This is a genomic window from Planotetraspora sp. A-T 1434 (assembly GCF_025420585.1).
Classification (GTDB): domain Bacteria; phylum Actinomycetota; class Actinomycetes; order Streptosporangiales; family Streptosporangiaceae; genus JAOEGB01.
Genome location: NZ_JAOEGB010000006.1, coordinates 164,154 through 189,419, shown reverse-complemented (window position 1 = coordinate 189,419; position 25,266 = coordinate 164,154). Strand labels below are relative to the sequence as shown.

The window sequence follows — 25,266 nt, the reverse complement described above, 5'->3', positions numbered from 1 at the left end:
GCTCAATTCTTCGCGATGGCGGCGGTGACGGCCTGGGTGAGCCAGACCAGGTTGGCCGGGGCCGTCTCGATCTGCAGTCCGCGGCGGCCGGCGGAGAAGTAGACGGTCTCGAACCCGAGCGCCGACTCGTCGATCACTGTGGGCAGCTTCTTGCGCTGCCCGAGGGGGCTGATGCCCCCGACGACGTAGCCGGTGACCCGCTCCACCTTGACCGCGTCGGCCATCGCCGCCCGCTTGCCCTTCAGCGCGGCGGCGAACGCCTTGAGGTCGAGCTTTCCGGCGACGGGCACCACGGCCACCGCCAGGCCCGACTCCGTCTCGGCGACGAGGGTCTTGAAGATCCGCTCGTACGGCACGCCGAGCGCGTCGGCCGCCTCCTCGCCGTACGCCTGGGCGTTCGGGTCGTGATCGTAGGGGTGGAGCGTGAACTCCGCCTTGGCCTGGGTCAAAGCGACCGTCGCCGGGGTTCCCTGCCCGCCCTTGCTCCTGGTCTTACTCACGTCGCTCAGCCTACAGAGATCCTTGACACCGGGGTTTTAGCAATATTTGAATTAAGTTACCAAAGAACCCCCCGGAGGTTACCTGTGAGGACCCGTGTGGCACTGGGGCGATTACTCGCCCTGTTCGCCGTCGCCGTCGGCGCGACCCTCTTCACCGTCAACGCGGCGTCCGCCGCGCCGCAGTTCAAGGTCCTCGCGTTCTACAGCGGCACCTACGACGACGCCCACATCAGTTTCGTCAAAGAGGCCAACCAGTGGTTCCCCCAGGTCGCCACGCAGAACAACTTCTCGTACACCGCGACCAACAACTGGGACCAGCTGAACGCCGCCACCCTCTCCCAGTACCAGGTCGTGATGTTCCTCGACGACCTGCCGCAGACGGCGGCGCAGCGGTCGGCCTTCGAGCAGTACATGCGGGGCGGCGGGGCCTGGATGGGCTTCCACGTGTCCGCCTTCAACACCAACCCGCAGAGCTGGTCCTGGTACCACAACGAGTTCCTGGGCACCGGCGCGTTCAAGTCCAACACCTGGGGGCCCACCTCGGTCACCACCCGGAACGAGGGGGGAAGCCACCCCTCGACGGCCCGGCTCCCCGCGACCTTCACCTCGTCGGTGAGCGAGTGGTACAGCTGGAACAACGACCTGCGGAACAACCCGAACATCAAGATCCTCGGGTCGATTGACTCCTCCAGCTTCCCGGTCGGGACCGACCCCAACCAGACCTGGTACAGCGGTTATTACCCCATCATGTGGACGAACAAGAACTACAAGATGCTGTACGCGAATTTCGGCCACAACGCGATGAACTACAGCACGAACACCCCGCTGTCCTCGACATTCGCCAGTGACACCCAGAACCGGTTCGTCATCGACGGCCTGCTGTGGCTGGGCGGGGCCACCGCGCCCCCGACCCCGAGCCCGACCCCGAGCCCCACACCGACGACCACCCCGACGACCACTCCGACCACGAGCCCGGACCCCACCGCGTGGTACAGCGTCGTCAACCGCGGCAACGGCAAATGCGTGGACGCCCGGGCAGCCGCGACGGCGAACGGCACCGCGGTCCAGCAGTACTCCTGCAACGGCACGACCGCCCAGAAGTGGCAGTTCCAGCCGACCAGCGGCGGCTTCGCGCGGATCAACAACCGGAACAACAGCGCCCAGGTGATCGACGTGACCAACGTTTCCTCGGCGGATGGCGCTCTACTCCAGCTGTGGGCGTACAGCGGCGGGAACAACCAGCAATGGCAGGCGGTCTCCGAAGGCGGCGGGTACTACCACTTCGTGAGCCGTCTCAGCGGGAAATGCCTCGACGTGCCCGGGGCCTCGGCCGCCGACTCCGTCCAGCTCCAGCAGTACACCTGCAACGGCACGGCCGCGCAGTCGTTCCGGGTGTCCTGATGAGATCACCCAGACCGTCTTAAGGACTGGACGGGAGAAGATTCCTCCCTGGTCATCCGTAGACTAGGACAGTGATTTCCCGTATCGATCTGCGTGGCTCGCTGCCCGGCGACCTGCGCGACGTGCTGCCCCGCGCCGATCTCGACGTCGAGGCCGCCCTGGAGAAGGTGCGGCCCATCTGCGAGGAGGTTCGCCATCGCGGCGTGGCGGCCGTGCGGGAGCTGACGGCGAGATTCGACGGGGTCGAGCTGGAGTCCACCCGGGTGCCCGTGGAGGCCATCGGGCGGGCCCTCGACGAGCTCCCCACGGCCGTGCGCGCGGCCCTGGAGGAGTCGATCCGCAGGGCCCGCCTCGTCCACCGGGACCAGCGGCGCACGGACACCACGACCCGGGTCGTGCCCGGCGGGTCGGTGACCGAGCGCTGGGTGCCGGTCGGCCGCGTTGGGCTGTACGTCCCGGGAGGCCGGGCCGTCTACCCCTCCAGCGTGGTCATGAACGTCGTGCCCGCCCAGGAGGCCGGCGTCGGCTCGCTCGCCGTCACCTCGCCCGCGCAGCGCGAGTTCGGCGGGCTGCCGCACCCCACGATCCTCGCGGCCTGCGCCCTGCTCGGGGTGGACGAGGTCTACTCCGTGGGCGGGGCCCAGGCCGTCGCGATGTTCGCCTACGGCACCGAGGAGTGCCCCCCGGTCAACATGGTCACCGGGCCGGGCAACATCTGGGTCGCCGCGGCCAAGCGGCTGCTCAAAGGCCGCATCGGCATCGACTCCGAGGCCGGTCCGACCGAGATCGCGATCCTGGCGGACGAGACGGCCGACCCCGTCCACGTCGCCTCCGACCTGATCAGCCAGGCCGAGCACGACGTGATCGCGGCGGCCGTGCTGGTCACCACGAGCCCGGAGCTCGCCGACGCGGTCGAGAAGGAGCTCCCCGGCCAGATCGCCGCCACCCGCCACTCCGAGCGGATCACCGAGGCCCTCGGCGGCCGGCAGTCCGGCATCGTGCTCGTGTCGAGCGTCGACGACGGCCTGAAGGTGGTGGACGCCTACGCGGCCGAGCACCTGGAGATCCAGACGGCCGACGCCCACGAGGTGGCCGCCCGGGTCCGCAACGCCGGGGCGATCTTCGTCGGCCCCTACGCGCCCGTCTCGCTCGGCGACTACATGGCCGGATCCAACCACGTGCTGCCGACCGGTGGCTGCGCCTGCCACTCGTCCGGCCTGTCCGTCCAGACCTTCCTCCGCGGCATCCACGTCGTCGACTACACCCGCGAGGCGCTCGCCGAGGCCGCGCCGTACGTCTGCGCGCTGGCCGACGCCGAGGACCTGCCTGCGCACGGCGCCGCCATCCGTGCCCGGTTCGACTGGGAAGTGCCCTCATGACCCTTGACGACCTGCCGATCCGCGACGACCTGCGCGGCAAGCAGCCCTACGGCGCGCCGCAGCTCGACGTGCCGGTCCAGCTCAACACCAACGAGAACCCCTACCCACCGTCGGCCGCGCTGATCGGCGACCTCGCGGAGGCGGTACGGCACGGCGCGGCCACGCTCAACCGCTACCCCGACAGGGATTCCGTCGAGCTGCGCAAGGATCTCGCCGACTACCTCGGCCACAGCCTCACGGCACGCCAGCTCTGGGCGGCCAACGGGTCCAACGAGATCATCCAGCAGATCCTTCAGGCGTTCGGCGGCCCGGGGCGGTCGGCCATCGGCTTCGAGCCGTCCTACTCCATGCACCCGATCATCGCCGGCGGCACCAGCACCCGCTGGATCGAGGGCGCCCGCGAGGAGGACTTCTCGATCGACGTGGCCGCGGCAGTCGCCGCGATCGAGCGGCACCGCCCCGACGTGGTGTTCCTGACCTCTCCGAACAACCCGACCGGTACGGCGCTGCCGCTCGGCGTGATCGAGCGGATCCTCGAGGCGGCGCCCGGGATGGTCGTGGTCGACGAGGCCTACGCCGAGTTCGCCCGGACCGGCACGCCGTCGGCGCTGACCCTGCTGCCGGGCAACCCCCGGCTGATCGTCACCCGGACGATGTCGAAGGCGTTCGCCATGGCGGGGACCCGCCTCGGATACCTCGCCGCCGACCCGGCCGTCGTCGACGCCATGCTGCTCGTCCGCCTGCCGTACCATCTGTCCACCCTGACCCAGGCGGCCGCCCGGGTGGCCCTGGCGCACCGGGCCGAGCTGCTCGGCACGGTGGACGCGCTGCGGGCCGAGCGGGACGCCACGGTGGACTGGCTACGGCATCGTGGCCTGGCGGTCGCTGACTCCGACGCGAACTTCGTGCTATTCGGTAGTTTTCCGGATCGGCGCGTCGTGTGGGAGGGGCTGCTTGAGCACGGCGTGCTGATCAGGGAGACCGGTCCCGCGGGATGGCTCCGCGTGTCGATCGGTACAAGTGAAGAGATGGCGGCGTTCCGCGCCGCCCTGGAGGGGGTCCTCGGATGAGTGACGCGCGCCCGGTGACGGGAACTGCCGCGGGCGACGAGCGCCGCGGCCGCGTCGAGCGCAGCACGAAGGAGACGTCGGTGCTGGTCGAGGTCAACCTCGACGGCACCGGCGTCGTGGATGTCGCGACCGGCGTCGGCTTCTACGACCACATGCTGGCGCAGCTCGGCAAGCACGGGCTGTTCGACCTGACCGTGAAGACCGAGGGCGACCTGCACATCGACTCACACCACACGATCGAGGACACCTCGATCGCGCTGGGAGCCGCGTTCCGCGAGGCGCTGGGCGACAAGTCGGGCATCCGCCGCTTCGGCAGCGCGTCGTGCCCGCTGGACGAGGCGCTGGCCCAGGTCACGGTGGACCTGTCCGGCCGGCCGTACCTCGTGCACACCGAGCCCGAGGGCATGGCGCCCATGATCGGGCCGGAGTACGACACGACCATGACCAGGCACATCCTGGAGTCGTTCGTCGCCCAGGCCGCCGTGTGCCTCCACGTGCACGTGCCGTACGGGCGCAACGCCCACCACATCGTCGAGGCGCAGTTCAAGGCCCTCGCGCGGGCGCTGCGGGAAGCGTCCGAGCGGGACCCGCGCGCGACCGGGGTGCCGAGCACCAAGGGCGTCCTCTGATGACCTTCGCGTCGGGCGGCATGATCTTCATCGGCCTCTTCCTCATCGGCGGGGTCATCTCCGCCGTGCGGCAGGGCCTCAAGGTGCTCGCGGTGCTGGCCGGCGCGGGAGCCGCGCTGGCGATCACAGCAGGGGTGATGTGGTGGCAGTAGGCAAGCGTGTCGTGGTGCTCGACTACGGCTCGGGCAACCTGCGCTCCGCCGAGCGGGCGCTGGCCCGGGCCGGAGCCGACGTGACGGTGACCGCCGACTGGGACGCGGCCCTGGAGGCGGACGGCCTGGTCGTCCCCGGCGTCGGCGCGTTCGCCGCCTGCATGGAGGGGCTCAGGAGCGTCCGCGGCGACCAGATCGTCGGCCGCCGCCTGTCGGGCGGGCGTCCGGTTCTCGGGATCTGCGTCGGGATGCAGATCCTGTTCGACAAGGGCGTGGAGCACGGCGTCCACACCCAGGGGTGCGGCGAGTGGCCGGGCACGGTCGAGCGCCTCGACGCGCCCGTGCTGCCGCACATGGGCTGGAACACCGTCACCGCGCCCGCCGGCAGCGTCCTGTTCGAGGGGCTTGACGCCGGCACCCGCTTCTACTTCGTCCACTCCTACGGCGTGCGCGACTGGAAGCTGGAGGCCGGTCCCGGCTTCGCCCAGCCGCTCGTGACCTGGGCCGAGCACGGCGTGCCGTTCGTCGCGGCCGTCGAGAACGGCCCGCTCATGGCCACCCAGTTCCACCCCGAGAAGTCCGGCGACGCCGGGGCCGCGCTGCTGGCCAACTGGCTCCACACGCTCTGAGGAGGCCCCATGAGCAAGGAGCGCGCCCGGCGCCGGGCGGAGCGCGAGGCCGAGCGGGAACGCCTCACGGCGGCCCGGGCCGCGCGCGAAGCCAGGGCGGCCCGGCGGCGCGAGCTGCGGGGCCGGGTCACCGCGGTGCTGCCGCGCCCGGTGCGGGTGGCCCGCCAGGGCGGCTACCTCGCGCGCCGGCGCCGCACCGAGAACGCCGTCGTGGCGGCGCTGTGGTTCCTCGTCCAGGTGATCGCCTGGATCCTGTTCGACGGCTGGATGGCCCGGCTCGGCGTCTTCGCCGGGTCGATCCTGCTGATCCCCGTGCTCGTCACCATTGTCTTTGACCGGAGGTCGTGACCATGTCACTCGTATTGCTCCCCGCCGTGGATGTCGCGGACGGCCAGGCCGTCCGTCTGGTGCAGGGTCAGGCGGGTACGGAGACCTCGTACGGGGACCCGCTCGCCGCCGCGCTGGCCTGGCAGGAGGCCGGCGCCGAGTGGATCCATCTGGTCGACCTCGACGCGGCCTTCGGCCGGGGGGACAACCGCGAGCTGATCGCCTCCGTCATCGGCGCCCTCGACGTCCAGGTCGAGCTGTCGGGCGGCATCCGTGACGACGCCACACTCGACGCGGCGCTGGCCACGGGCTGCCGCCGCGTGAACATCGGCACCGCGGCCCTGGAGGACCCGGCGTGGTGCGCCAAGGCGATCGCCGAGCACGGCGACAAGATCGCGGTCGGGCTCGACGTCCGCGGCACCACCCTGGCCGCCCGGGGCTGGACCAAGGAGGGCGGCGACCTGTGGGAGGTCCTCGACCGGCTCGAGTCGGAGGGCTGCCCGCGTTACGTCGTCACGGACGTGACCAAGGACGGCACGCTCCGCGGCCCCAACATCGACCTGCTCAGCGAGGTCTGCGCCAGGACCGACCGGCCCGTGATCGCCAGCGGCGGGGTGTCCTCGCTCGACGACCTCCGCGCCCTGGCGACGCAGGTCCCGGTCGAGGGAGCCATCGTCGGCAAGGCGCTGTACGCCCAGGCGTTCACGCTCGAAGAGGCGCTCGCGGCGGTGAGCGCCAGATGACCAGTGGCATGTCTTTCACCCGGATCTCGTCCGGCGGCCCGTGGGAGGACCGTTACGGCTACGCCCGCGCCGTCGTCGCCGGGCCTCACGTCCTGGTGTCCGGCTGCACCGCCACCGTGGGCGGGGAGATCCAGCATGTCGGCGACGCCTACAACCAGACCCTCACCGCGATCTCCATCGCCCTTGACGCCGTCGAGAAGGCGGGGATCTCCATCTCCGAGGTCGTCCGCACGAGACTCTACGTGGTGAACGCCGACGACTTCGAGGCGGTCGGCCGCGCGCACGGCGAGGTCTTCGGGACCGTACGGCCCGCCTGCACGAGCGTGCAGGTCGCCGGCCTCGTCGACTCGCGCATGCTGGTAGAGGTGGAGGTAGAGGCATACCGAGGGGAGGGGACGGGATGACGGTCGCCGTCAGGGTCATCCCCTGCCTCGACGTCGACGCCGGCCGCGTGGTCAAGGGCGTCAACTTCGAGAACCTCCGGGACGCCGGGGACCCCGTCGAGCTGGCCCGCCGGTACGACGCCGAAGGCGCCGATGAGCTGACATTTCTGGACATCACCGCGTCGTCGGGCGAGCGGGAGACCATGCTCGACGTGGTCCGCCGTACGGCCGAGCAGGTCTTCATCCCGCTGACGGTGGGCGGGGGAGTGCGCGCGGTCGAGGACGTGGACCGGCTCCTGCGGGCCGGAGCCGACAAGGTCGGCATCAACACCGCCGCCATCGCCCGGCCCGAGCTGCTGACCGAGGCGTCGCGGCGGTTCGGCTCGCAGTGCATCGTGCTGTCCGTGGACGCCCGCCGGGTCGTCGACGGCCCGCCCACACCGTCGGGGTTCGAGGTGACCACCCATGGCGGCCGCCGCGGCACCGGCATCGACGCGGTCGAGTGGGCCAGGCGCGGCGAGGAGCTCGGCGTGGGCGAGATCCTCCTCAACTCCATGGACGGCGACGGCACCAAGTCGGGTTACGACCTGGAGATGCTCAGAGCCGTCCGTAAGGCGGTGACCGTGCCCGTCATCGCCTCCGGGGGCGCGGGCAAGCTGGAGGACTTCCCGCCCGCCATCGACGCGGGCGCCGACGCCGTGCTCGCGGCGTCCGTCTTCCACTTCGGCCAGCTCAAGATCCACGAGGTGAAGGACACCCTCCGCGCCGCCGGTCACCCCGTCCGCTGAACGCGCGCACGGCCCGCGCCACGAAAGGGCACGGGCCGTACGCCGTCGCCAGTTGGGCGGCGGCGTCCTCAGTTGGGGCTTGGGGGCGGCAGCCGCTCCGCGATGCTCTGGACCGTCCTCGACAGCGCCTGAACGGTGTCCGTGAGGCTCTGCGTCGTGTCGAGCAGGTGGACAACGCCCTGGCTGGTCGCCTTGACGATGTCCTCCACCCGCGCGAGCCGGTCGTCGAACGAATCGAGACGGCGGTCGATGCCGTCGAACCGAGCGTCGACCTGCGCGAAGCGGGCGTCGACCTCCGCGAAGCGCGCGTCGATCGCCTCGAACCGTGCGTCGACCTGCGCGAAGCGGGCGTCGATCGCCTCGAATTTGGCGTCGAACGTGTCGACCTTCGTCCGAAGGTAACCGACTTCGCCGGTCAGAGTGTTGATCTTCTGGCTCATCTCAGTGGACCAGCTGCCCGCGGCGATCTGGCCGGCGAGGACCGCCGTGTCGTATCGCTGCTCCAGCCGCGTCAGCCGGTCCTTCAGGTCGTCCAGCTCGTCCTGCATGTTCATGAGGGTACCCCCGGGGGGTCGGACTCCGATAGGAGATGCGGGGACGCCGGCCGTACGTGGCCGGGTAGCGCATGCCCGCATGGCATAGGGGTATCAGGCGCCGCCGGCACTTGTGTGCTCGTGACAGTTCACGATCAAGCAAGCTTTTTACTACTCAGGGAGAAGTCCCTGCGCAGCGGAAGTGATTCGGGTTTCCCCGATCTGGCCTATATCCTGAAATGCATAAAGAAACGCGACCCCCGATAGGCGGGGGCCGCGTTCTTTCTCATATGGCGGATTCATCGGCGAAGGCTGGTTTTACCGGTCCTCGCCGGTGGGACGATCAGCCGCCCCAGTTGTATCCGCGGGAGTGCTCGCTGGTCCGGTCCGACCAGCCCTCGCCCTGCCGGTTGATCTCTTCGCTCTGGTGAGCACGGCCCGCGGGCTGGCCTGCCTCCTCGGACTCCTCGGAGATCCCGGATCGCTGTTCCGGCATTCTGGATCGCTCGGACAGCCCGGACTCTTCGGACTCCTCGGACTCGTCGGTCACGGGATCGTTCTGCGCGCTGGTGAGGGACACCTTCGCGGAGGTCGGAACGGACGAGGCCTGCGCCGTCTGCGCCGGGCCGAAGGCCAGGGCGGGAAGGAAGGCGAGGCCGAGCAGCATCGGAAGTCGTTTTGCTTGCATGGGTTCTCCTGTCCGATCAGGGCCGCGTCGCGGCGATCGGGAATGTCACTCCATCGTTGACCCCGGCTCTGGAGCACGTCTAGGTGAATCACCCGGAATAAGGGCGATCCAACCGTAAATCCATTCCGGCCGATGGAAGTGCCTTTCCTCCCTGGGCGGCCGGGCGGGCATTGGATTCCCGCCATACGACCGGGCCGATGCAACCGGGACGCCACCCAAAGAGTCCGCCTCTCCTGGACGATTTAGCGAAATACGAAGCATTTTCTCTAGAAAAGAGGGAAGGTGGCGCCTACGGCCGTTCCTTGCCAGTGCCTGAGACCAGGCGGGCGCTGAGCTGTTCGTGAAGGCTCGTGAGCCGCTCGATGCGCTCGCTGAGGACCCGCAGTCGTTCCCGGGCCACCCGCATCGCCTCGGCGCAGGTGCCGGCGTCGAGGACGGCGAACCGTTCGGGCAGGTCCCTGTCGAGCAGGTCGGCGAAGGTCCGGACGTCGTCCACGGTGAACCCGATGGACAGGAGTTCGCGGATGTTGCGCACCCGCCGTACGGCCTGCTCGTCATAGTCCCGGTAGCCGGTCGCGGTCCGGCGGGCCGTCAGCAGGTGCTGCTGCTCGTAATAGCGAAGCGCGCGGGTCGTGGTGCCCGCCGCCTCCGCCACCTCGCCGATCCTCATCGGCATGCCTCCTCACAATTCCACGATCACCGTACCGGTGTGCCTGCCGTCCAGTAGTTCCAGGAGGGCGCGGGGAGCCTCCCTCAGACCGGCGAACCGCGTCACCGGCACGGTGAGGCGGCCGTCCCGGAGCCAGCCGGCGATCTCCTCACGGCCGAGCCCCGGATGATCGCGCGCGGTGAAGCCCCGCAGGGAGATCCGCTTGGCGATGAGCGCGCGTGTGTCCACCGTGGCGAGACCCTGCCCTGTCCGCCCTGTCTGCCCGGCCAGCGCGCCGCACAGCGCCATCCTCGCGCCGGGATTGGCGACCTCGATGGCCGCGACGAGCTGTTCGCCGCCCACGTTGTCGAAGTAGACGTCGACGCCCTCGGGCGCGACCTCGCGCAGCCGCTCCGCCAAGGCTTCCTCGTGGTGGTCGAACGCCGCGTCGAAGCCCAGTTCGCCGACCAGCCAAGCCACCTTCGCCGCGGACCCCGCGCTGCCGACCACTCGCCCCGCGCCCTTGAGCCTGGCGATCTGCCCGGCCATCGTGCCGATGGAGCCTGCGGCGCTGGAGACGAACACGGTGTCGCCCGGACGGAGCCGTGCGGCCTCTACCAGGCCGGCATAGGCGGTCTCCGCCTGCGCGAGGTGGGCGACGGGGTCGGCGAGCTCGGGCAGCTCGCGCACCCCGGCCGCCTCCAGCAGGGCGTACTCCCGCCAGCCGAGGTCGTGGGCCACCAGGATGCCGGGCGTCCAGTCGCCGGCGACGACCTCGCCCACAGCGGGCCCCCACATCGCCTCGCCGGGCCGGTAGGCCGGCATGGTCGGCTCACCGCCGGCCATCAGCAGGCCCATGGCGGCACGCATGGCGAGGTAGCGGTTGCGGACGAGGACCTGCCCCGGTCCCGGGACGGGCACTGGAGTCTCCACGATTCGGAAGCGCTCAAGCCCCGGACGTCCATGGGCGGTGAGCCGGACCTCGTGTGCCGTGGTGATCTGAGTCATGGCCGTGACGGTAGACATTGACCCTTGCGGCAAGGTCAAGCTAGGAACCGGTCGACTCCCTGACGACGAGCTCGGGCTGGAACGTGATCTGCTGGTGGGCGTGGCCCCCGGGGTTGTCGCACTCGTCGAGCAGCAACTGGGTGGCGATGCGCCCGAGCCGGTGGGTGGCCTGGCGGACCGAGCTGAGCGACACCGCCGAGGCGGCGGCGAACTCGATGTCGTTGTAGCCGATCAGCGCCACGTCGCCGGGGACGCGGACGCCCGCCTGGAGCAGGACGCGCAGCAGGCCCAGCGCCAGGAGGTCGTTGGCGCAGAACACGGCGTCCGGCAGGGACGCGAGCAGCTTCTCGGCGGCCTGCTGGCCGGATCGGGCGTTCATGGCGGGCATGGTGAGCTCGCTGAGCGTGGCCGCCGGGTCGAGGCCGGCCTGCCGTACGGCACGGCGGGCTCCCTCCAGCCGGTCCTGGCACTGCGGGATCGTCAGCGGTCCGCTCACGTAGGCGATCCGGCGGGCTCCCCGTTCCAGCAGGTGGGTGACGGCGAGGAAACCCCCGGTGACGTCGTTGACCGTGACGGAGCACTGGTCGGGCCGGAGGGCCGGTCGGCCGATCAGGACGACGTTGATGCCGCGTTCGCGGACGCGATCCAGTGCGGCCGTGTCCTCGCCGCAGGGAGTGATCAGCACGCCCCGCACCCGCTGCTCGGCGAGGACCAGCAGGTTGCGCTCCTCCTTCGACCGGTCGCCCGCGGAGCTGCTGAGGATCACCGCGTAGCCGAGCTCGCTCGCCGTCTCCTCGACTCCGGCGGCGATGTCTGTGAAGAAGGGGTTGCCGATGTCGATGACGGACAGCCCGATCGTCCTGGTGTGCCCCGCCCGCAGCGACGACGCGGAGCCGTGCCGGACGAACCCGAGCTCGCGCACCGCCCGCTCGACGCGTTCGCGGGTCGAGGCGGCGACCTTCTCGGGGCGGTTGAGCACGTTCGAGACCGTGCCCGGGGAGACTCCGGCGAGTGCCGCGACCTCCCTGATGCTGACCGGCTCCATCTGTCGAAACGTACCAACGCCCGTTCCCAGGCATAACGCCGGCCGTGGAACTTGATGCTTCAAGTTTGTTGCCACTAGCATGGTTGAAGCGTCAACAAAGGAGTCGTATATGAACGTCGTCCTGTGGATCCTCCAAGGACTACTCGCCCTTGTCTTTCTGGCCGCGGGTGCCGGCAAGCTGGCCCAGCCGAAGGAGAAGCTGGCCGCCAACCCCAACATGGCCTGGACGGAGGACTTCTCGCAGCCAACGATCAAGACCATCGGGGCGCTTGAGGTGCTCGCCGCGATCGGCCTGATCCTCCCCGGCCTGACCGGCATCGCGCCGGTGCTCACGCCTCTCGCGGCGGTCGGCGCCGTCCTGCTCATGGTGGGCGCGGCCATCACGCACGGCCGGCGCAAGGAGACGCAGCCGATCGTGATCAACGTCGTGCTGCTGATCGTCGCCGTCGTCGTCGCGTGGGGGAGGTTTGGTCCGTACGCTTTCTGATGTGGCAAGGAAACCCGAGGGCGGATGGCTGGACGAGACTGAGACACGAGCGTGGCAGGGCCTCATAGCCTTCGCGATGCTGGTCCTTCCGGAGGTCGAGCGAGGACACCGGCGCTATGGGCTCGTGGGCGTGGAGTACGCCGTGCTCGTGGCGCTGAACGAGAAGGTGTTCCGGCTGAGCGACCTAGCGGCGGCGCTCAAGATGTCACAGAGCCGGCTCAGCCACCGAATGAGCAAGCTCATCAGCCGGGGCCTCGTGGTCGTACGGCCCTGCCCCGGGGACGGCAGGGCCTCCCTCGCGGAGATCACCTCCAGCGGCCGGGCGCTGCTGGAGGAGGTCGCTCCCCGGCACGTGGAGGACGTCCGCCGGCTGATCTTCGACCATCTCGACTGCGCGCAGGCCGAAGCGCTGGCCGAAGCCCTCGGCGCCGTCGTCTCGGGCGTGGTCTCCTGCCCCGGCGAGAACCCGCCCTGCTGACCAGGGAGACACGACCTTAGTAGACCCGCAGGTGGTGGAAGGTCTCGTAGGCGACGTCCTGGGCGGCGAAGTCCGCGACCTCGGAGCGCTTGACCGCCAGGTAGGCGGCGCGTCGCAGTGGCCCGAGCGCCTCCATCAGCAGCTCGTCGGCCTCCAGCGCGTCGAGCGCCTCCCCGAGTGAGGCGGGCAGCCGGGCGCAGCCCAGGCGGGCCCGCTCCTCGTCGGTCAGCGTCGCGGGATCCACGTTGACGGCGTCTCCAGGGTCGAGCTCCCGCCGGATGCCGTCGAGCCCGGCGTGGATGACGGCCCCGAGCGACAGATAGGGATTCGCCGAGGAGTCCGAGGGCTTGATCTCCAGATTGGTCGTTGCCTCGATATTTCCCGACATGGGGGAGCAAATCCGGACGGCGGCTTCCCGGTTGTCCATGCCATAGCAGGTGTACGCGCTGGACCATGAGCGGGGCTGGAGACGCCGGTAGCTGTTGACGCTCCCGCAGGTCAGGGCCACCAGAGCGGGCAGGTGGCGAAGCACGCCCCCGATGAAGTGACGGCCCAGCGCGGACAGGCCGCCGTGGCCGTCGGCGAACAGGTTGTGCTCCAGCGCGGGATCCCAGAGGGAGACGTGGAGGTGGGCGCCGTTTCCCGCCTGGTTCGCTATGGGCTTGGGCGCGAGTGTGGCCCACATCGCCATCCGGAACGCCACGCCGCGCACGGTCTCCCGATAGATCACGTGGTTGTCGGCGGCCTTCAGCGCGGTGGCGGGCCGGATCGACAGCTCCTGCTGGCCCGCGCCCAGCTCCGGGTAGTAGTGCTCGATCGGCATCCCCTGGGACTCCAGGGCGCGCACGAGCTGCATCGTGTAGTCGTGCGCGAGGTCGAAGCCCGACGTGGCGTAGCACGGGCTGTCGTCGAGCGGGACCAGGCGGTCCGGGCCACCCGCCGGGTCGGGAAGCCGCCGCCCGAGCGTGAACTCCGGCTCGAACGCCGCGACCGCCGCGTAGCCCTCGGCCTCCAGGGCGGCGATGGCGTCCTTGAGGAACGTCCTCGGGCAGGCGGCCCACGGCCCTCCGTCGAGGTCGCGCAGGTCCGACACCATGGCCGCGGCCCCCGGCGCGTAGGGGAGGGCGACGAACGTCCGCGGGTCGGGGACGATGCGGACCTCACCCACCGGGCCCATGCCCTCGACCGGCTGGAGGTGGTCGAGGATCGACATGGCCATCATCGCCACCGTGTGGCCGATGCCCGTGCCGAGACGCTCCGCCAGGCGTGACCGTCCGGCGGCCTTGCCGCGGATCACCCCGCCGTGGTCGGCGTAGAGGAAGCGGACGAGCTCGACGCCGTCCACCTCTACGCGTTCGAGGACCCGCCGGGCCGCGGGATCGAGTTGGTGGGCGACGCTCTGGCGCTCTCTCACCCTGTCTGCGTAACACATAAGACGGAGTGCCGCCACGTCACCGCGCCAGATGGCGCGGTGAGCGGGTGGTGGGAGAGGGGCCGATGGAACGGCGGGACCGCCGTCGCACCGGCCGGTTCACATCACCGCAGAACCGTCGTGAAGAAGGTCGCCAACCGGCTAGCGCCCGTGTTGACCGTGTCGAACACGCCCTTCACAGCACCAGCGGCAGCCTGCGGCTGGTTGTAGAGGTAGAAGACCACGAACGCGATGGCCGCGTACGTAAGAACCTTCTTGACCTGCATTGGGGGGCCTCCTGCAGTCAGTTTCCCGGCTGGTTGTACCCGGCGACAGTAATGATCATAACTAGCCGCAAGGTCATGAGGCCCTACCGCCTCTCAGCTCGACACGAGGGAAGTAAAGAACTGAGAGAGGCGCTCGGCTCCGGTGCTGACGCTTCCGAACAGCCCCTTGACAGCGGCGGCAGCCCCCGCTGGCTGGGTGAACAGGTAGAAGATCACGAATGCGACCGCCACATAGGTGACGACTTTCTTGACGTTCATCGGGGCTCCAACCGTGATGCGCTGCCCTCATGCTGCCCCATGCCGCCATGACAAGGTGTGGATTTCGTCTAGATCGTTTTGCGTGGGGTCAGACCCCCAGATGGGCCTCGCGGAGCCGGGCGACCGCCTCGGTGTCTCCTTCGTAGGTCACCCGGGCATGCGCCTGGCGGCCGAAGGCGAACAGCACCAGCTCCGGCGCGTCGCCGCTGACGACCACCGCGGGCTCGGCCTTCCTGCCCGCCGCCTTCTCCCCTCCGGTGCGGCGGAGCACGATCCCGACGGGCGCCTTTCGCAGGAACAGCCGGGCGCCGCTCTTGAGCCGCTTCCACAGCGCGTCCTCGTAGTCCCGGGGGAGCGCGCGGGGCTCCCAGCCCGGCTGGGCCCGGCGGGCGTCCTCGTGGTGGACGAACAGCTCCACGGTGTTCACGAGGTCGTCCACGCCCGGGATCAGGCTGTACGGGGACCACTTCGGGGGGCCCTGCCGTACGAGATCGACGAGCTCGGGGTAGGGGTGCCGGGCCTTGAGACCCTCCTGCACGGAGCTCGTGTAGCCCGCCAGGGGCGCGAGGGAGATCCCCGGAGCCGCGTCGAGGCGGCGCTCGCGGAGCACGAGGTGGGCGGCCAGGTCGGCGGTCGTCCAGCCCTCGCACAGCGTGGGGGCGCTGGGACCGAGCCGGTCCAGCAGGTCGCACAGCGCGGCACGTTCGTCCCTGGCGTTGCTCATGGTGGTCAGCCTACTTGCTGGAATAATCCGGTTGATCGGGATGATAGGGAGTAACTAGGACTAAAGGCTTGGTGTCGCGTCGGTCGGGCGGCTGATCCGGAAAGCGCACCCGGGTATGTAACGTCCGGATTCGATGGGCGCTCGGCAGAGCGGCCCCCACCCCCGATCGAAAGGAACCCCCGCGTGCCGACGAAGGAGTCCCCGCCGCGGCCGAGCAGGTCAGTCATGGTCCAAGGCCTCCGAGTGATCGGCGTCGCCATCAGGGCCGAGCCCCGCGTGTTCACGGCCGCGGTGCTCTCCAGCGCCCTCTACGGCGTGACGACGGTCGGGTCCTCGTGGGCGCTCGGCTGGGCGACCGACCACGTGGTGCTCCCGTCGTTCCGCCAGGGCAGGGCCGGGACCGGCACGCTCGTCGTCGCGGCGCTGCTCATCGTCGGGGTGGCCGTGCTCAAGGCCGCCGGGGTCATGGGGCGGCGGATCCTCGCGGGAGTCATGCAGTATCGGATGCAGGCCCGGTCGCGGCGTGCGGTCACCCGGCAGTACCTGCGGCTGCCGCTCGCCTGGCACCACCGGCACCCGACCGGACAGCTGCTCTCCAACGCCAACTCCGACGCCGAGGCCGCCTGGGCGCCGCTCGCCCCCTTGCCGATGGCCGTGGGCGTGATCGTGATGCTCGTGACGGCCGCCGGGGCGATCCTGCTCGTGGACCCGGTCCTCGCCCTCGTTGGTTTCCTGATATTTCCGGCGATAGCCGTACTGAACCTGATTTATCAGCGCAAGTTGTCGCCTCTGGCGATGCGGGCGCAGCAGCTCAGGGCCGAGGTGAGCGAGGTCGCGCACGAGAGCTTCGACGGCGCGCTCGTCGTCAAGACCCTCGGCAGGGAGGACGCGGAGGCCGCGCGGTTCCAGGCGCGCGCCGACGAGCTGCGCGACGCCAACGTCTTGGTCGGCCGGGTCCGCGGGCTGTTCGACCCGCTGCTGGAGGCGCTCCCGACCCTGGGTGTCCTCGCCGTGCTGCTCGTCGGGTCGCTCCGGCTCGAGGCGCACGACATCGCGGCCGGCGACCTCATCCAGGTGGCGTACCTGTTCACGCTGCTCGCCTTCCCGATCCGCGCGCTCGGCTGGGTTCTCGCCGAGCTGCCGCGCAGCGTCGTCGGCTGGACCCGCGTCCAGCAGGTCCTCGACGCGACCGGGTCCATGGAGTACGGCACGGCGGCCCTGGACGGGCCTATTGACGGGCCCGCGAAACTCGAGGTCGACGACGTCGCCTACGGCTACGACCCCGAGGCCCCGGTCCTCAGCGACGTGAGCTTCACCGTCGCCCCCGGGCGGACGGTCGCCGTCGTGGGGCCCACCGGGGCGGGCAAGTCCACGCTCACCCAGCTCCTCGCCCGCCTCATCGACCCCGACCGCGGCGCCGTGCGGATCGACGGGACCGACCTGCGCGAGGTCGCCAAGGGCGGCGTGAGCGCCTCCGTGGCGCTGGTGCCCCAGCAGACGTTCCTGTTCGACGACACCGTGCGCGGCAACATCACGCTGGGCCTCGCCGTACCGGACGAGACCGTCTGGGCGGCGCTCCGCCTCGCGCAGGCCGACGGGTTCGTCAGCGCCCTGCCGTCCGGTCTGGACACCCGGGTCGGCGAGCGCGGCGCGACGCTGTCCGGCGGCCAGCGGCAGCGGATCGCGCTCGCCCGCGCGCTCGTGCGCCGGCCCCGGCTGCTCATCCTCGACGACGCCACCTCCAGCGTGGATCCACAGGTGGAGAAGCGGATCCTGTACGGCCTGCGGGACGGGTCGGCGGACTCCACGGTGATCGTCGTCGCCTACCGGATGGCCACGATCGCCCTGGCCGACGAGGTCGTCTACCTGGAGCACGGCGTGGTGGCCGGCCACGGCACCCACGAGCGGCTCCTGGCCCGCTGCGAGGGCTACCGCAACCTGGTCACCGCGTACGAGCGCGAAGAGGCCGAACGAGCGGCGCTGGACACCGACGCCGATGAGGAGGTAGTGGCGTGATGGCGTTGGCGACCGGCCTGCGGGCGGCGGAGCGGACGGCCTTCGAGACGGTACGGCACGGCCTGCGGCTGTCGCCGGAGTTCCGGCGCGGTCTCGGCGGGACACTGGCGCTGGCCGTGCTCGCGACCCTCGGCAAGGTCATCGTGCCGATCGCGGTGCAGCAGGTGATCGACCGCGGCCTGCGCGGCGGCACCCCGGACGTGTCGTTCATCAGGAACGCCATCGGCCTGTGCGCGCTCGCCGTGGTGCTGACCGCGCTGTGCGGCTACCTCATGAACGTAAGGCTCTACCGGTCCACCGAGTCCGGCCTGGCCACCCTCCGCGGCAAGGGCTTCCGGCACGTGCACGACCTGTCGGTGCTGACCCAGAACACCGAGCGGCGCGGCGCGCTCGTCTCCCGGGTGACCGGCGACGTGGACCAGATCAGCACGTTCATGCAGTGGGGCGGGCTGATGGTGATCATCGCCTTCGGCCAGCTCCTCGTCGCGACCGTGCTCATGGCGATCTACTCCTGGCAGCTCACGCTGCTGGTCTGGGCCTGTTTCCTGCCGCTCGTCGTGGCCCTGCCCCGATTCCAGCGGCTGGTTGCCGGGGCGTACACCCGGGTGCGCGAGCGGGCGGGCGACGTCCTCGCCGCCGTGAGCGAGTCGGTCGTCGGCAGCGCGGTCATCCGGGCCTACGGCTCCGAGGACCGTACGGCGGCGCGGATCGACACCGCGGTGAACGCCCAGCGCAAGGCCCAGATCAGGGCCCAGCGGATCGTCGGGTTCACCTTCCCGATCACCGAGCTGGTCGCCTCGGTCGCCATCGCCGGGGTGGTGCTGCTGGGGGTCGAGCTCGGCATGACCGGGTCGATCACGGCCGGCCGGCTCATCGCCTTCCTCTTCCTGATCACGCTGTTCATCAGCCCGCTGCAGACCGCGACCGAGGTGCTCAACGAGGCGCAGAACGCCATCGCCGGGTGGCGCCGCATCCTCGGCGTGCTCGACACCCCGGCCGACGTGGCCGACCCCGCCCACGGCGCGACGCTGCCGCGCGGGCCGATCTCCGTCGAGTTCGAGGGCGTCGGCTTCGCCTATCCGGGCGGCGCCCCGGTGCTGCACGACGTGTCGGTGGACATCCCGCCGCGCACACGGGTGGCGGTCGTGGGGGAGACCGGGTCGGGCAAGACGACCTTCGCCAAGCTGCTCACCCGGCTCATGGACCCCACGTCGGGCCGGATCCTGGTCGACGGCGTCGACCTGCGGAGCGTGCGGTTCGCCTCGCTGCGGGAGCGGATCGTGATGGTGCCGCAGGACGGTTTCCTGTTCGACTCGTCCCTGGCCGAGAACATCCGGTTCGGGCTGCCCTCGGCGACCGACGACCACATCCGGCTGGCCCTGACCGAGCTGGGGCTGGCCGACTGGCTCGACGGCCTACCGGCGGGCCTGGAGACCCCCGTGGGCCAGCGCGGCGAGTCGCTGTCGGCGGGAGAGCGCCAGCTCGTCGCCCTCGCCCGCGCCTACCTCGCCGACCCGGATCTGCTCCTGCTCGACGAGGCCACCTCCGCCGTGGACCCGGCCACCGAGGTGCGGCTCGCGCGGGCCCTCGACGGGGTGACCCGTGGCCGGACGGCCGTCTCGATCGCCCACCGCCTCTCGACCGCCCAGGCGGCCGACGAGGTCCTGGTGTTCCAGCACGGGCGGATCGTCCAGCGCGGTCCGCACGCCGTCCTCGTGGAGGAGCCCGGCGTCTACGCCGACCTCTACGCCTCGTGGACGGCCGGCACGCACTCGTCCTAGTGGGTCTGAGCTTCGCCGGAGAGCCGCTGGGCCAGGTAGATCGGGACGACCGAGAAGACGATGAGGGCGGCGGCGACCACGTTCACCACCGGCGCCTGGTTGGGCCGGAACAGGTTCTCGAAGATCCAGATGGGCAGCGTCCGCACGCCCGCGCCGGAGGTGAACGTGGTCACGATGATCTCGTCGAACGACAGCGCGAAGGCCAGCAGCCCGCCCGCGAGCAGCGCCGACCGCAGCATGGGGAACGTGACCAGGCGGAATGTCGTGAACGTGTCCGCCCCCAAGTCGGCCGAGGCCTCCTCCAGGCCCCGCCCCATGCGGCGAAGCCGGGCCAGCACGTTGTTGTAGACGGTGACCACGCAGAAGGTGGCGTGGCCCACGATCACCGTGAGCAGCCCCAGGGGCACGCCGAGGACGGTGTGGAAGGTGTTGCTCAGCGCGATGCCGGTCACGATGCCGGGCAGGGCGATCGGCAGGACGATCAGCAGCGAGACGGTGTCCCGGCCGAAGAAGCGGTAGCGCTGCACGGCGAATGCCGCCATCGTGCCCAGGAGCAGGGCGATCGCCGTGGCCCCGAGTCCCGCCTGGATCGAGGTCCACAGGGCGTCGCGGACTCCCGTCGAGTTCCACGCCGAGCGCCACCACTGGAACGTCAGGCCGGAGGGCGGCCACCCGAAGGTCCGGTCCGAGTTGAAGGAGTTCAGGAGCACCACGGCCAGCGGCACGTAGATCACGCCGAGGCCGAGGGCCAGCGCGATCCTGAGGAGCGCGCGAGCCGTACGCGACAGATTCAAAGATTCTCCAGGGCTCCGGTACGGCGGACCGCCGCGAGGTAGACCAGCATGATGACGACGGGCACGGTGGCGACGGCGGCGGCGAACGGCAGGTTGTTCGCCGCGCCGATGTTGTCGTAGACCACGTTGCCGATGAGCTGCGACTTGCCGCCCACGATCTTCACGGCGATGTAGTCGCCCAGCGACAGCGAGAACGTGAAGATCGAGCCCGCGACGACGGCCGGGAACGAGAGCGGCCACACCACCGTCCGGAACGTCCGCCAGCCCCGCGCGCCCAGGTCGCCGGCCGCGTCGAGCAGCGAGTTCGGCAGCCGTTCGAGCCCCGCGTAGATCGGCAGGATCATGTACGGCAGCCACAGGTAGGAGAGGGTCAGGATGGTGGCCGTCAGGCCGTACCCCCAGCCGAGGACGCCGTCCGACGACAGCATCACCCGCCACGCGTACGCCTTGACCAGGTAGGACGCCCACAGCGGGGTGAGGACGAGGATGACGAGCCACCGCTGGGCCCGGGGGGAGGCCAGCTTCGCCATCGCGAACGCCATCGGGAAGGCGATCACCAGGTCGATGAGCGTCACCGCGACCGCCACCCCGAGGGAGCGCAGGGCGATCGTCCGGTAGACCTCGCCGGTCGCCAGGTCCTGGAAGTTGGCCAGGGTGAAGGTCTTGACCAGGTCTCCCGTGAAGGTGTCCGTGGACCAGAAGGCGGTCACGAACAGCGCGGCCAGGGCTCCCAGGTAGGCCAGCCCCAGCCACGCCAGCGGAGCCGAGAGCAGCAGCGACAGCCGTACTCGGGCATGCCGGTGCAGGAACGCCGCCGCCCGCCGCCGGAGACTCCCCGACATGTCCTCATCCCCTCTTCGCGTGATCATGCACACTTTCCTTAAGGTGCCCGTTGACGTGCTCAGACCCTTGGCGTGATCATGCACGTCTTCCCGCGCGTACGCCTCTTGCCGCGGCGACCCCGTTCGTGATCATGCAGCCTGGTTCGGCCGCATGATCACGAATGCCGTTCGCCGAGGTCGAGCGGTGTCCCGGGGAACCTCTGCCAGATCGCGAACGGTGTCGTCGCAGGTCATCCCGCATCTGCGGGAACTTGTGCATGATCACGCGTGGTTGGGGGTGGCGGTCAGCCCTTGATCTCGGTCCAGGCCCGAGTCCACTGGGAGTAGTCGGTGCACTTCACGCCGGTGCGGCCGTCGAGGCACTGGGCGATCGGAGTGGTCCAGTAGTGAACCTTGGAGAAGTAGCTCTCGTCGGTCGCGTGGTAGGTGTCGCAGAACGACTTGTCCGAGGTCTCGGCGCACGCCTTGGCGTTCGAGGGCGCCTCGCCGAACCACTCCGCCACCTGCGCGTTCACGGACGGCGAGATGATCCAGTCGAGCCACTTGTAGGCGCAGTTCGGGTTCTTCGCCTTGGCCGCCACCATCCAGGTGTCCGACCAGCCGGTCGCGCCCTCCTTCGGCAGGGTCACCTCGACCGGCGCCTTCTCCGCCTTGGTCAGGTTGGCGATGACCTGCCACGTCGTGCCCACCACGGTGTCGCCGCCCTTGAAGGACTGGACCGCCTTGGTGTAGTCGGACCAGTACTCGCCGACGATCGACTTCTGCTGCTTCAGCAGGTCGACCGCGGCCTGGAGCTGCTTGTCGTCGAGCGCGTACGGGTCCTTGATCCCGAGCTCCGGCTTGGCGGACATCAGGTAGAGCGCGGCGTCGGCGATGTAGATCGGCGAGTCATAGGCGGTCACATGCCCCTTGTACGGCGAGGCCGGGTCGAACACGACACCCCACGAGTCGGGCGCCGGGGTGACCTTGTCGGACCGCCACATCAGCAGGTTCGCCCCGCGGCCGTGCGGCACGCCGTAGGCCACGCCGCCGACCGAGTTCCACGGCTTGAGCTTCAGGCCCTCGAAGACGTCCTTGTAGTTGGGGACGAGGCCGGTGTTGACCGGCGCGACCGTGCCGGAGGCGATGAGCCGCAGCGAGGCGTCACCGGAGGCCGACACGGCGTCGTACTCGCCGGTCTTCATCAGGTTGACCATCTCGTCCGAGGTGCCGGCGGTCTTGGTGTTGACCTTGCAGCCGGTGGCCTTCTCGAAGGGGTGGACCCAGTCGACCTTGGGGTCGTTGGAGCCGTCCTCCGCGTAACCCGCCCAGGCCACCAGGTTGACCTGGCCCTCGCCCTGACCCAGGGACTTCAGCGCCTCGATCTTCGGCGGGGTGAACTTGCCCGTGCCCGGGGCGGCGGCCGGCGTCGAGGAGCCGCCGCCGCACCCCGCCGCGGCGGCGAGCGCCAGCGCGGCGGCGGCGATGACGATGGGGGCCCGCATGGGGGCTTGCCTGGAGGCCCGCTTGGGGGTCGGCATGGTGGTTCTCCTTGGTTCGAGGGGGTGGCCCGACCGGCCGTCGGCTCAGGGCCGGTTCAGTTCGGGGCCGGTTTCAGCTCAAGGCCGGTTTCAGTTCGGGGCCGGTTTCAGCTCCGGGCCGGTTCCGGAAGAGGGGCGTCGGCGATCGCGAACTCGTGCTGCCGGTGCCACACGAGCAGGACCCGGCTGCCGCGCAGGCCCGTCACGTCCATGGACGAGACCTGAAGGTTCTGCTGGAGGGCGATCAGGCGGCCGCCCGCGTCGAGTTCGACGACGAAGCGGGTCGCCGGCCCGGCGTACACCACCTCGGACACCGTCCCGGCGGCGCTGTGTTCCTCGGGCCCGGCCGTCGCGCCGTCGCCGACGACGAGCCGCAGCTTCTCCGGCCGCACGCTGAACGTCCCCTCCTTGCCCAGCACGGCCCGCGCCGCCTCGCCGGAGATCAGGTTCGAGGTGCCCACGAACCCGGCGACGAACGCGGTGGCCGGGCGCTCGTAGATCTCGGCCGGGGTGCCGACCTGCTCGATCCTGCCCTGGTTGAACACCGCGACCCGGTCGCTCATGGTGAGCGCCTCCTCCTGGTCGTGGGTCACGAACAGGAACGTGATGCCGACCTCGCGCTGGATGGCCTTCAGCTCGACCTGCATCTCCTCCCGGAGCTTGAGGTCGAGCGCGCCCAGCGGCTCGTCGAGCAGCAGCACCCGCGGCCGGTTGACCAGGGCGCGGGCGAGGGCCACGCGCTGGCGCTGTCCGCCCGAGAGCTGGGCGGGGCGCCGCTGCCCGAAGCCCTCCAGACGGACCGAGGCCAGCGCCTCCAGTGCCCGCTCGCGCCGCGCCGCCCTGGCCACCTTCTTGACCCGCAGGCCGTACTCCACGTTCTCCAGCACGCTCATGTGCGGGAACAGGGCGTAGTCCTGGAAGACGGTGTTGACGTCGCGCTCGAACGGCGCGAGCCGCGTGACGTCCCGGCCGCCCAGCTCGACGGTCCCCGCCGTGGGGGACTCGAACCCGGCGATCATGCGGAGCACCGTCGTCTTCCCCGAGCCCGACGGCCCGAGCATCGCGAAGAACTCCCCGTCGGCGATGTCGAGGTCCACGCCCGCGACTGCGTCGACGCTGCCGAAGCTCTTGCGGAGGCCGCGCAGGCTGACTGCTTGGTCTGGCATGACCGAAAACATATGGGGTTAAATGTTTCCCGTAAAGGCCCGGTCCGGTATCACCGTGTTAACTTCTGGCGGGGCTGGACGCCGGTCCGTAAGGAGGGGACGGCCCGTGAACGTCGCACGCCATGCGGTCTTCTCCCCGGTGGACAGCACCGCGCGAGTGGACGCGGTGGTCCGCCGCCTCGCCGACGCGATCGCCGTCGGCCTGCTCGCCGACGGGGAGCAACTGCCCAGCGAGGCGGAGCTCGCGGCGCGGCTCGGGGTCTCCACCGTGACCCTGCGGGAGGCCCTCATGGCGCTCCGGCAGCAGGGGATGGTCGAGACCCGGCGCGGCCGCGGCGGGGGCAGCTTTGTCCGTGTCCCCTCGGAGCTCGACCCGGGAGTGCGGCTCCTCGCCTTCGCCGTGGACGAGCTGCGCGACCTCGGAGACCACTACGCGGCCATCGCCGGCGCGGCGGCGCGGCTGGCCGCCCAGCGGTCCCTTCCCTCGGACCTCGCCCCGCTGTGGCGCTCCCTCGACGAGATGGCCGCCGCCTCGGAGCCGGGCGCGCTGCGGAGGCTGGACGGCCGGTTCCATATCGAGGTCGCGGCCGCGTCGCAGTCGGCGCGACTCACTCAGGAGGAGATCCGGTTACAGGCCGACATCGGACCGTTGCTGTGGCTTTCCCACGAGGCGCTGGGCGGGCACGATGGGATGACGACTGAGATGGCGGCACAGCACCAGGCCATCGCCGGCGCCATCCAGCGCGGTGACGGTGACCAGGCCAGGGCCGTCGCCGAGCGGCACGTGCTCGACGCGACAGAACATCTCATCGAGCTTCGGCTGCGGCTCCAGGAGTAACACCATGATCGCAAGAGCGGGCGCCCTCCCGGACGCCGAGGCGGTGGTCGAGCGGGTCCGCGAGGCCGCCGACGGCGTCTTCGCCGCCCTCGGGGAGGTCCGCGACGCCACGGTCGCGTGCCTGCGCCCTCGTGGCGGGCGCCCCGTGGCGGCCGACCTCGCCGCGCTGCGGCCGCTGCTCTGGGCGCGCCTGAACGGCAGCCGCCTGTCCGCCCTCATCGCCGGCATCGGCTTCATCGCGGCTCCCGGCCTGCTCGCCGACGCCCCCTGGTACCTCGAATGGTGGCAGGAGAACCCCGCCGGCGATCCCGTGCAGCTGCTGCGCGACCTCGACCCGTCGAGCAGCGCCTTCTACGACTACACGCACTGGGACTGGTACACCGGCCCACACTCCGGGGCCGAGCGGACGATCTGCGGGCCGTACGTCGACTATCTCTGCACCGACGAGTACAGCCTCACGCTCTCGGTGCCGGTCGTCCTGGACGGAGTGTTCATCGGTGTCGCGGCGGCGGACGTGTTCGTGCGGCGGTTCGAGAGCGCCGTGCTGCCCGCGCTCCGCCGGATCCCGGCCACCGCGTTCCTCGTCAACGCGGAGGGGCGGGTCGTCGCCTCGAACACCGCGCGCTGGGTCGCCGGGTCGGTCTACCGCGGCACCGAGGGCTTCGCCGTACGGCCGGTCGGGGATCTTCCGCTGTCCCTGGTCACGGCCGGGTAGAGCCCGTGGCGGGCACCCCCCGCCC

At 70.4% G+C, this 25,266-nt stretch carries 30 protein-coding genes; 16 read left to right on the top strand and 14 right to left on the bottom strand.

Going from position 1 to position 25,266, the window contains the following annotated elements; all coding sequences use genetic code 11:
• Positions 1-2: 2 nt before the first annotated feature.
• Positions 3-500: a Cys-tRNA(Pro) deacylase gene (gene ybaK / locus N5079_RS10415; RefSeq protein WP_261583399.1), complete on the bottom strand. Its 498-nt coding sequence runs from the start codon at positions 498-500 to the stop codon at positions 3-5.
• A gap of 84 nt (positions 501-584) precedes the next feature.
• On the opposite strand from ybaK, the gene N5079_RS10410 reads away from it, so the two are divergent.
• The 10 genes from N5079_RS10410 (at position 585) to hisF (ending at position 8,001) form a co-directional block, all read left to right on the top strand.
• On the top strand, positions 585-1,901 hold the full coding sequence (locus N5079_RS10410) for an RICIN domain-containing protein (RefSeq protein WP_261583398.1): 1,317 nt from the start codon (positions 585-587) through the stop codon (positions 1,899-1,901).
• Positions 1,902-1,972: 71 nt separating this feature from the next.
• Positions 1,973-3,280 (top strand): histidinol dehydrogenase, encoded by a 1,308-nt coding sequence (gene hisD / locus N5079_RS10405; RefSeq protein ID WP_261583397.1) that lies wholly within the window; start codon positions 1,973-1,975, stop codon positions 3,278-3,280.
• Complete coding sequence (locus N5079_RS10400) at positions 3,277-4,350, top strand: histidinol-phosphate transaminase (RefSeq protein ID WP_261583396.1); 1,074 nt, start codon at positions 3,277-3,279, stop codon at positions 4,348-4,350. Before hisD ends, N5079_RS10400 begins: the two co-directional genes overlap by 4 nt.
• Positions 4,347-4,979, top strand: coding sequence for an imidazoleglycerol-phosphate dehydratase HisB (hisB, locus tag N5079_RS10395; protein ID WP_261583395.1), 633 nt, complete (start codon positions 4,347-4,349; stop codon positions 4,977-4,979). The genes N5079_RS10400 and hisB overlap by 4 nt, the downstream gene beginning before the upstream one ends.
• The gene (locus N5079_RS10390) at positions 4,979-5,131 is read left to right on the top strand and encodes a hypothetical protein (RefSeq protein WP_261583394.1); all 153 of its coding nucleotides are present in this window, start codon (positions 4,979-4,981) and stop codon (positions 5,129-5,131) included. Before hisB ends, N5079_RS10390 begins: the two co-directional genes overlap by 1 nt.
• Positions 5,122-5,760, top strand: coding sequence for an imidazole glycerol phosphate synthase subunit HisH (gene hisH / locus N5079_RS10385; RefSeq protein ID WP_261583393.1), 639 nt, complete (start codon positions 5,122-5,124; stop codon positions 5,758-5,760). Before N5079_RS10390 ends, hisH begins: the two co-directional genes overlap by 10 nt.
• A 9-nt stretch (positions 5,761-5,769) precedes the next feature.
• On the top strand, positions 5,770-6,108 hold the full coding sequence (locus tag N5079_RS10380) for a hypothetical protein (protein ID WP_261583392.1): 339 nt from the start codon (positions 5,770-5,772) through the stop codon (positions 6,106-6,108).
• 2 nt (positions 6,109-6,110) lie between these two features.
• Positions 6,111-6,830, top strand: a complete 720-nt coding sequence (gene priA, locus N5079_RS10375) for a bifunctional 1-(5-phosphoribosyl)-5-((5-phosphoribosylamino)methylideneamino)imidazole-4-carboxamide isomerase/phosphoribosylanthranilate isomerase PriA (protein ID WP_410007764.1) — start codon at positions 6,111-6,113, stop codon at positions 6,828-6,830.
• Positions 6,827-7,234, top strand: a complete 408-nt coding sequence (locus tag N5079_RS10370) for a RidA family protein (RefSeq protein ID WP_261583390.1) — start codon at positions 6,827-6,829, stop codon at positions 7,232-7,234. The genes priA and N5079_RS10370 overlap by 4 nt, the downstream gene beginning before the upstream one ends.
• The gene (gene hisF / locus N5079_RS10365) at positions 7,231-8,001 is read left to right on the top strand and encodes an imidazole glycerol phosphate synthase subunit HisF (protein WP_261583389.1); all 771 of its coding nucleotides are present in this window, start codon (positions 7,231-7,233) and stop codon (positions 7,999-8,001) included. Before N5079_RS10370 ends, hisF begins: the two co-directional genes overlap by 4 nt.
• Positions 8,002-8,069: 68 nt before the next feature.
• Here hisF and N5079_RS10360 read toward each other — a convergent pair whose 3' ends face one another.
• The 5 genes from N5079_RS10360 to N5079_RS10340 form a co-directional block, all read right to left on the bottom strand.
• Positions 8,070-8,549, bottom strand: a complete 480-nt coding sequence (locus N5079_RS10360; protein ID WP_261583388.1) for a hypothetical protein — start codon at positions 8,547-8,549, stop codon at positions 8,070-8,072.
• Positions 8,550-8,877: 328 nt separating this feature from the next.
• A complete protein-coding gene (locus N5079_RS10355) occupies positions 8,878-9,222 on the bottom strand; it encodes a hypothetical protein (protein WP_261583387.1) in 345 nt (114 codons plus the stop codon).
• Positions 9,223-9,511: 289 nt separating this feature from the next.
• Entirely contained in the window at positions 9,512-9,892 is a 381-nt protein-coding gene (locus tag N5079_RS10350; protein ID WP_261583386.1) for a MerR family transcriptional regulator, read from the bottom strand.
• A gap of 12 nt (positions 9,893-9,904) precedes the next feature.
• Positions 9,905-10,879 (bottom strand): MDR family NADP-dependent oxidoreductase, encoded by a 975-nt coding sequence (locus N5079_RS10345; RefSeq protein WP_261583385.1) that lies wholly within the window; start codon positions 10,877-10,879, stop codon positions 9,905-9,907.
• Positions 10,880-10,919: 40 nt separating this feature from the next.
• Positions 10,920-11,924: a LacI family DNA-binding transcriptional regulator gene (locus N5079_RS10340; RefSeq protein WP_261583384.1), complete on the bottom strand. Its 1,005-nt coding sequence runs from the start codon at positions 11,922-11,924 to the stop codon at positions 10,920-10,922.
• A 109-nt stretch (positions 11,925-12,033) separates the two neighbouring features.
• Between N5079_RS10340 and N5079_RS10335 the strand changes: the two genes are divergently transcribed.
• Together N5079_RS10335 and N5079_RS10330 are read left to right on the top strand one after the other, a co-directional pair.
• On the top strand, positions 12,034-12,411 hold the full coding sequence (locus tag N5079_RS10335) for a DoxX family protein (RefSeq protein WP_261583383.1): 378 nt from the start codon (positions 12,034-12,036) through the stop codon (positions 12,409-12,411).
• Between the two features lies 1 nt (position 12,412).
• On the top strand, positions 12,413-12,889 hold the full coding sequence (locus N5079_RS10330) for a MarR family winged helix-turn-helix transcriptional regulator (protein ID WP_261583382.1): 477 nt from the start codon (positions 12,413-12,415) through the stop codon (positions 12,887-12,889).
• A 16-nt stretch (positions 12,890-12,905) separates the two neighbouring features.
• On the opposite strand, the gene N5079_RS10325 is transcribed toward N5079_RS10330, so the two are convergent.
• From N5079_RS10325 to N5079_RS10310, 4 genes are all read right to left on the bottom strand, one after another.
• A complete protein-coding gene (locus tag N5079_RS10325) occupies positions 12,906-14,303 on the bottom strand; it encodes a glutamine synthetase family protein (RefSeq protein WP_261583381.1) in 1,398 nt (465 codons plus the stop codon).
• 122 nt (positions 14,304-14,425) lie between these two features.
• A complete protein-coding gene (locus N5079_RS10320) occupies positions 14,426-14,587 on the bottom strand; it encodes a hypothetical protein (protein WP_261583380.1) in 162 nt (53 codons plus the stop codon).
• Positions 14,588-14,680: 93 nt separating this feature from the next.
• Positions 14,681-14,845: a hypothetical protein gene (locus tag N5079_RS10315; RefSeq protein ID WP_261583379.1), complete on the bottom strand. Its 165-nt coding sequence runs from the start codon at positions 14,843-14,845 to the stop codon at positions 14,681-14,683.
• An 88-nt stretch (positions 14,846-14,933) separates the two neighbouring features.
• Positions 14,934-15,569 carry a TIGR03085 family metal-binding protein gene (locus N5079_RS10310; protein ID WP_261583378.1) on the bottom strand — a complete coding sequence of 212 codons (636 nt, stop codon included), beginning with the start codon at positions 15,567-15,569 and terminating at the stop codon, positions 14,934-14,936.
• 225 nt (positions 15,570-15,794) lie between these two features.
• Here N5079_RS10310 and N5079_RS10305 point away from each other — a divergent pair, with 225 nt between their 5' ends.
• Both N5079_RS10305 and N5079_RS10300 read left to right on the top strand, forming a co-directional pair.
• Entirely contained in the window at positions 15,795-17,585 is a 1,791-nt protein-coding gene (locus N5079_RS10305) for an ABC transporter ATP-binding protein (RefSeq protein WP_261583377.1), read from the top strand.
• A complete protein-coding gene (locus N5079_RS10300) occupies positions 17,585-19,366 on the top strand; it encodes an ABC transporter ATP-binding protein (protein WP_261583488.1) in 1,782 nt (593 codons plus the stop codon). The genes N5079_RS10305 and N5079_RS10300 overlap by 1 nt, the downstream gene beginning before the upstream one ends.
• Here N5079_RS10300 and N5079_RS10295 read toward each other — a convergent pair.
• From N5079_RS10295 to N5079_RS10280, 4 genes are all read right to left on the bottom strand, one after another.
• The gene (locus tag N5079_RS10295) at positions 19,363-20,160 is read right to left on the bottom strand and encodes an ABC transporter permease (protein ID WP_261583376.1); all 798 of its coding nucleotides are present in this window, start codon (positions 20,158-20,160) and stop codon (positions 19,363-19,365) included. The two genes, N5079_RS10300 and N5079_RS10295, sit on opposite strands and share 4 nt — an antisense overlap.
• The gene (locus N5079_RS10290; RefSeq protein WP_261583375.1) at positions 20,157-21,029 is read right to left on the bottom strand and encodes an ABC transporter permease; all 873 of its coding nucleotides are present in this window, start codon (positions 21,027-21,029) and stop codon (positions 20,157-20,159) included. Before N5079_RS10290 ends, N5079_RS10295 begins: the two co-directional genes overlap by 4 nt.
• A gap of 257 nt (positions 21,030-21,286) precedes the next feature.
• Positions 21,287-22,522, bottom strand: a complete 1,236-nt coding sequence (locus tag N5079_RS10285; protein ID WP_261583374.1) for an ABC transporter substrate-binding protein — start codon at positions 22,520-22,522, stop codon at positions 21,287-21,289.
• A 107-nt stretch (positions 22,523-22,629) separates the two neighbouring features.
• The gene (locus N5079_RS10280; RefSeq protein WP_261583373.1) at positions 22,630-23,688 is read right to left on the bottom strand and encodes an ABC transporter ATP-binding protein; all 1,059 of its coding nucleotides are present in this window, start codon (positions 23,686-23,688) and stop codon (positions 22,630-22,632) included.
• 106 nt (positions 23,689-23,794) lie between these two features.
• Here N5079_RS10280 and N5079_RS10275 point away from each other — a divergent pair, with 106 nt between their 5' ends.
• A complete protein-coding gene (locus tag N5079_RS10275) occupies positions 23,795-24,526 on the top strand; it encodes a FadR/GntR family transcriptional regulator (RefSeq protein ID WP_261583372.1) in 732 nt (243 codons plus the stop codon).
• Between the two features lie 4 nt (positions 24,527-24,530).
• Positions 24,531-25,241, top strand: coding sequence for a cache domain-containing protein (locus N5079_RS10270; protein ID WP_261583371.1), 711 nt, complete (start codon positions 24,531-24,533; stop codon positions 25,239-25,241).
• Positions 25,242-25,266 lie beyond the last annotated feature (25 nt).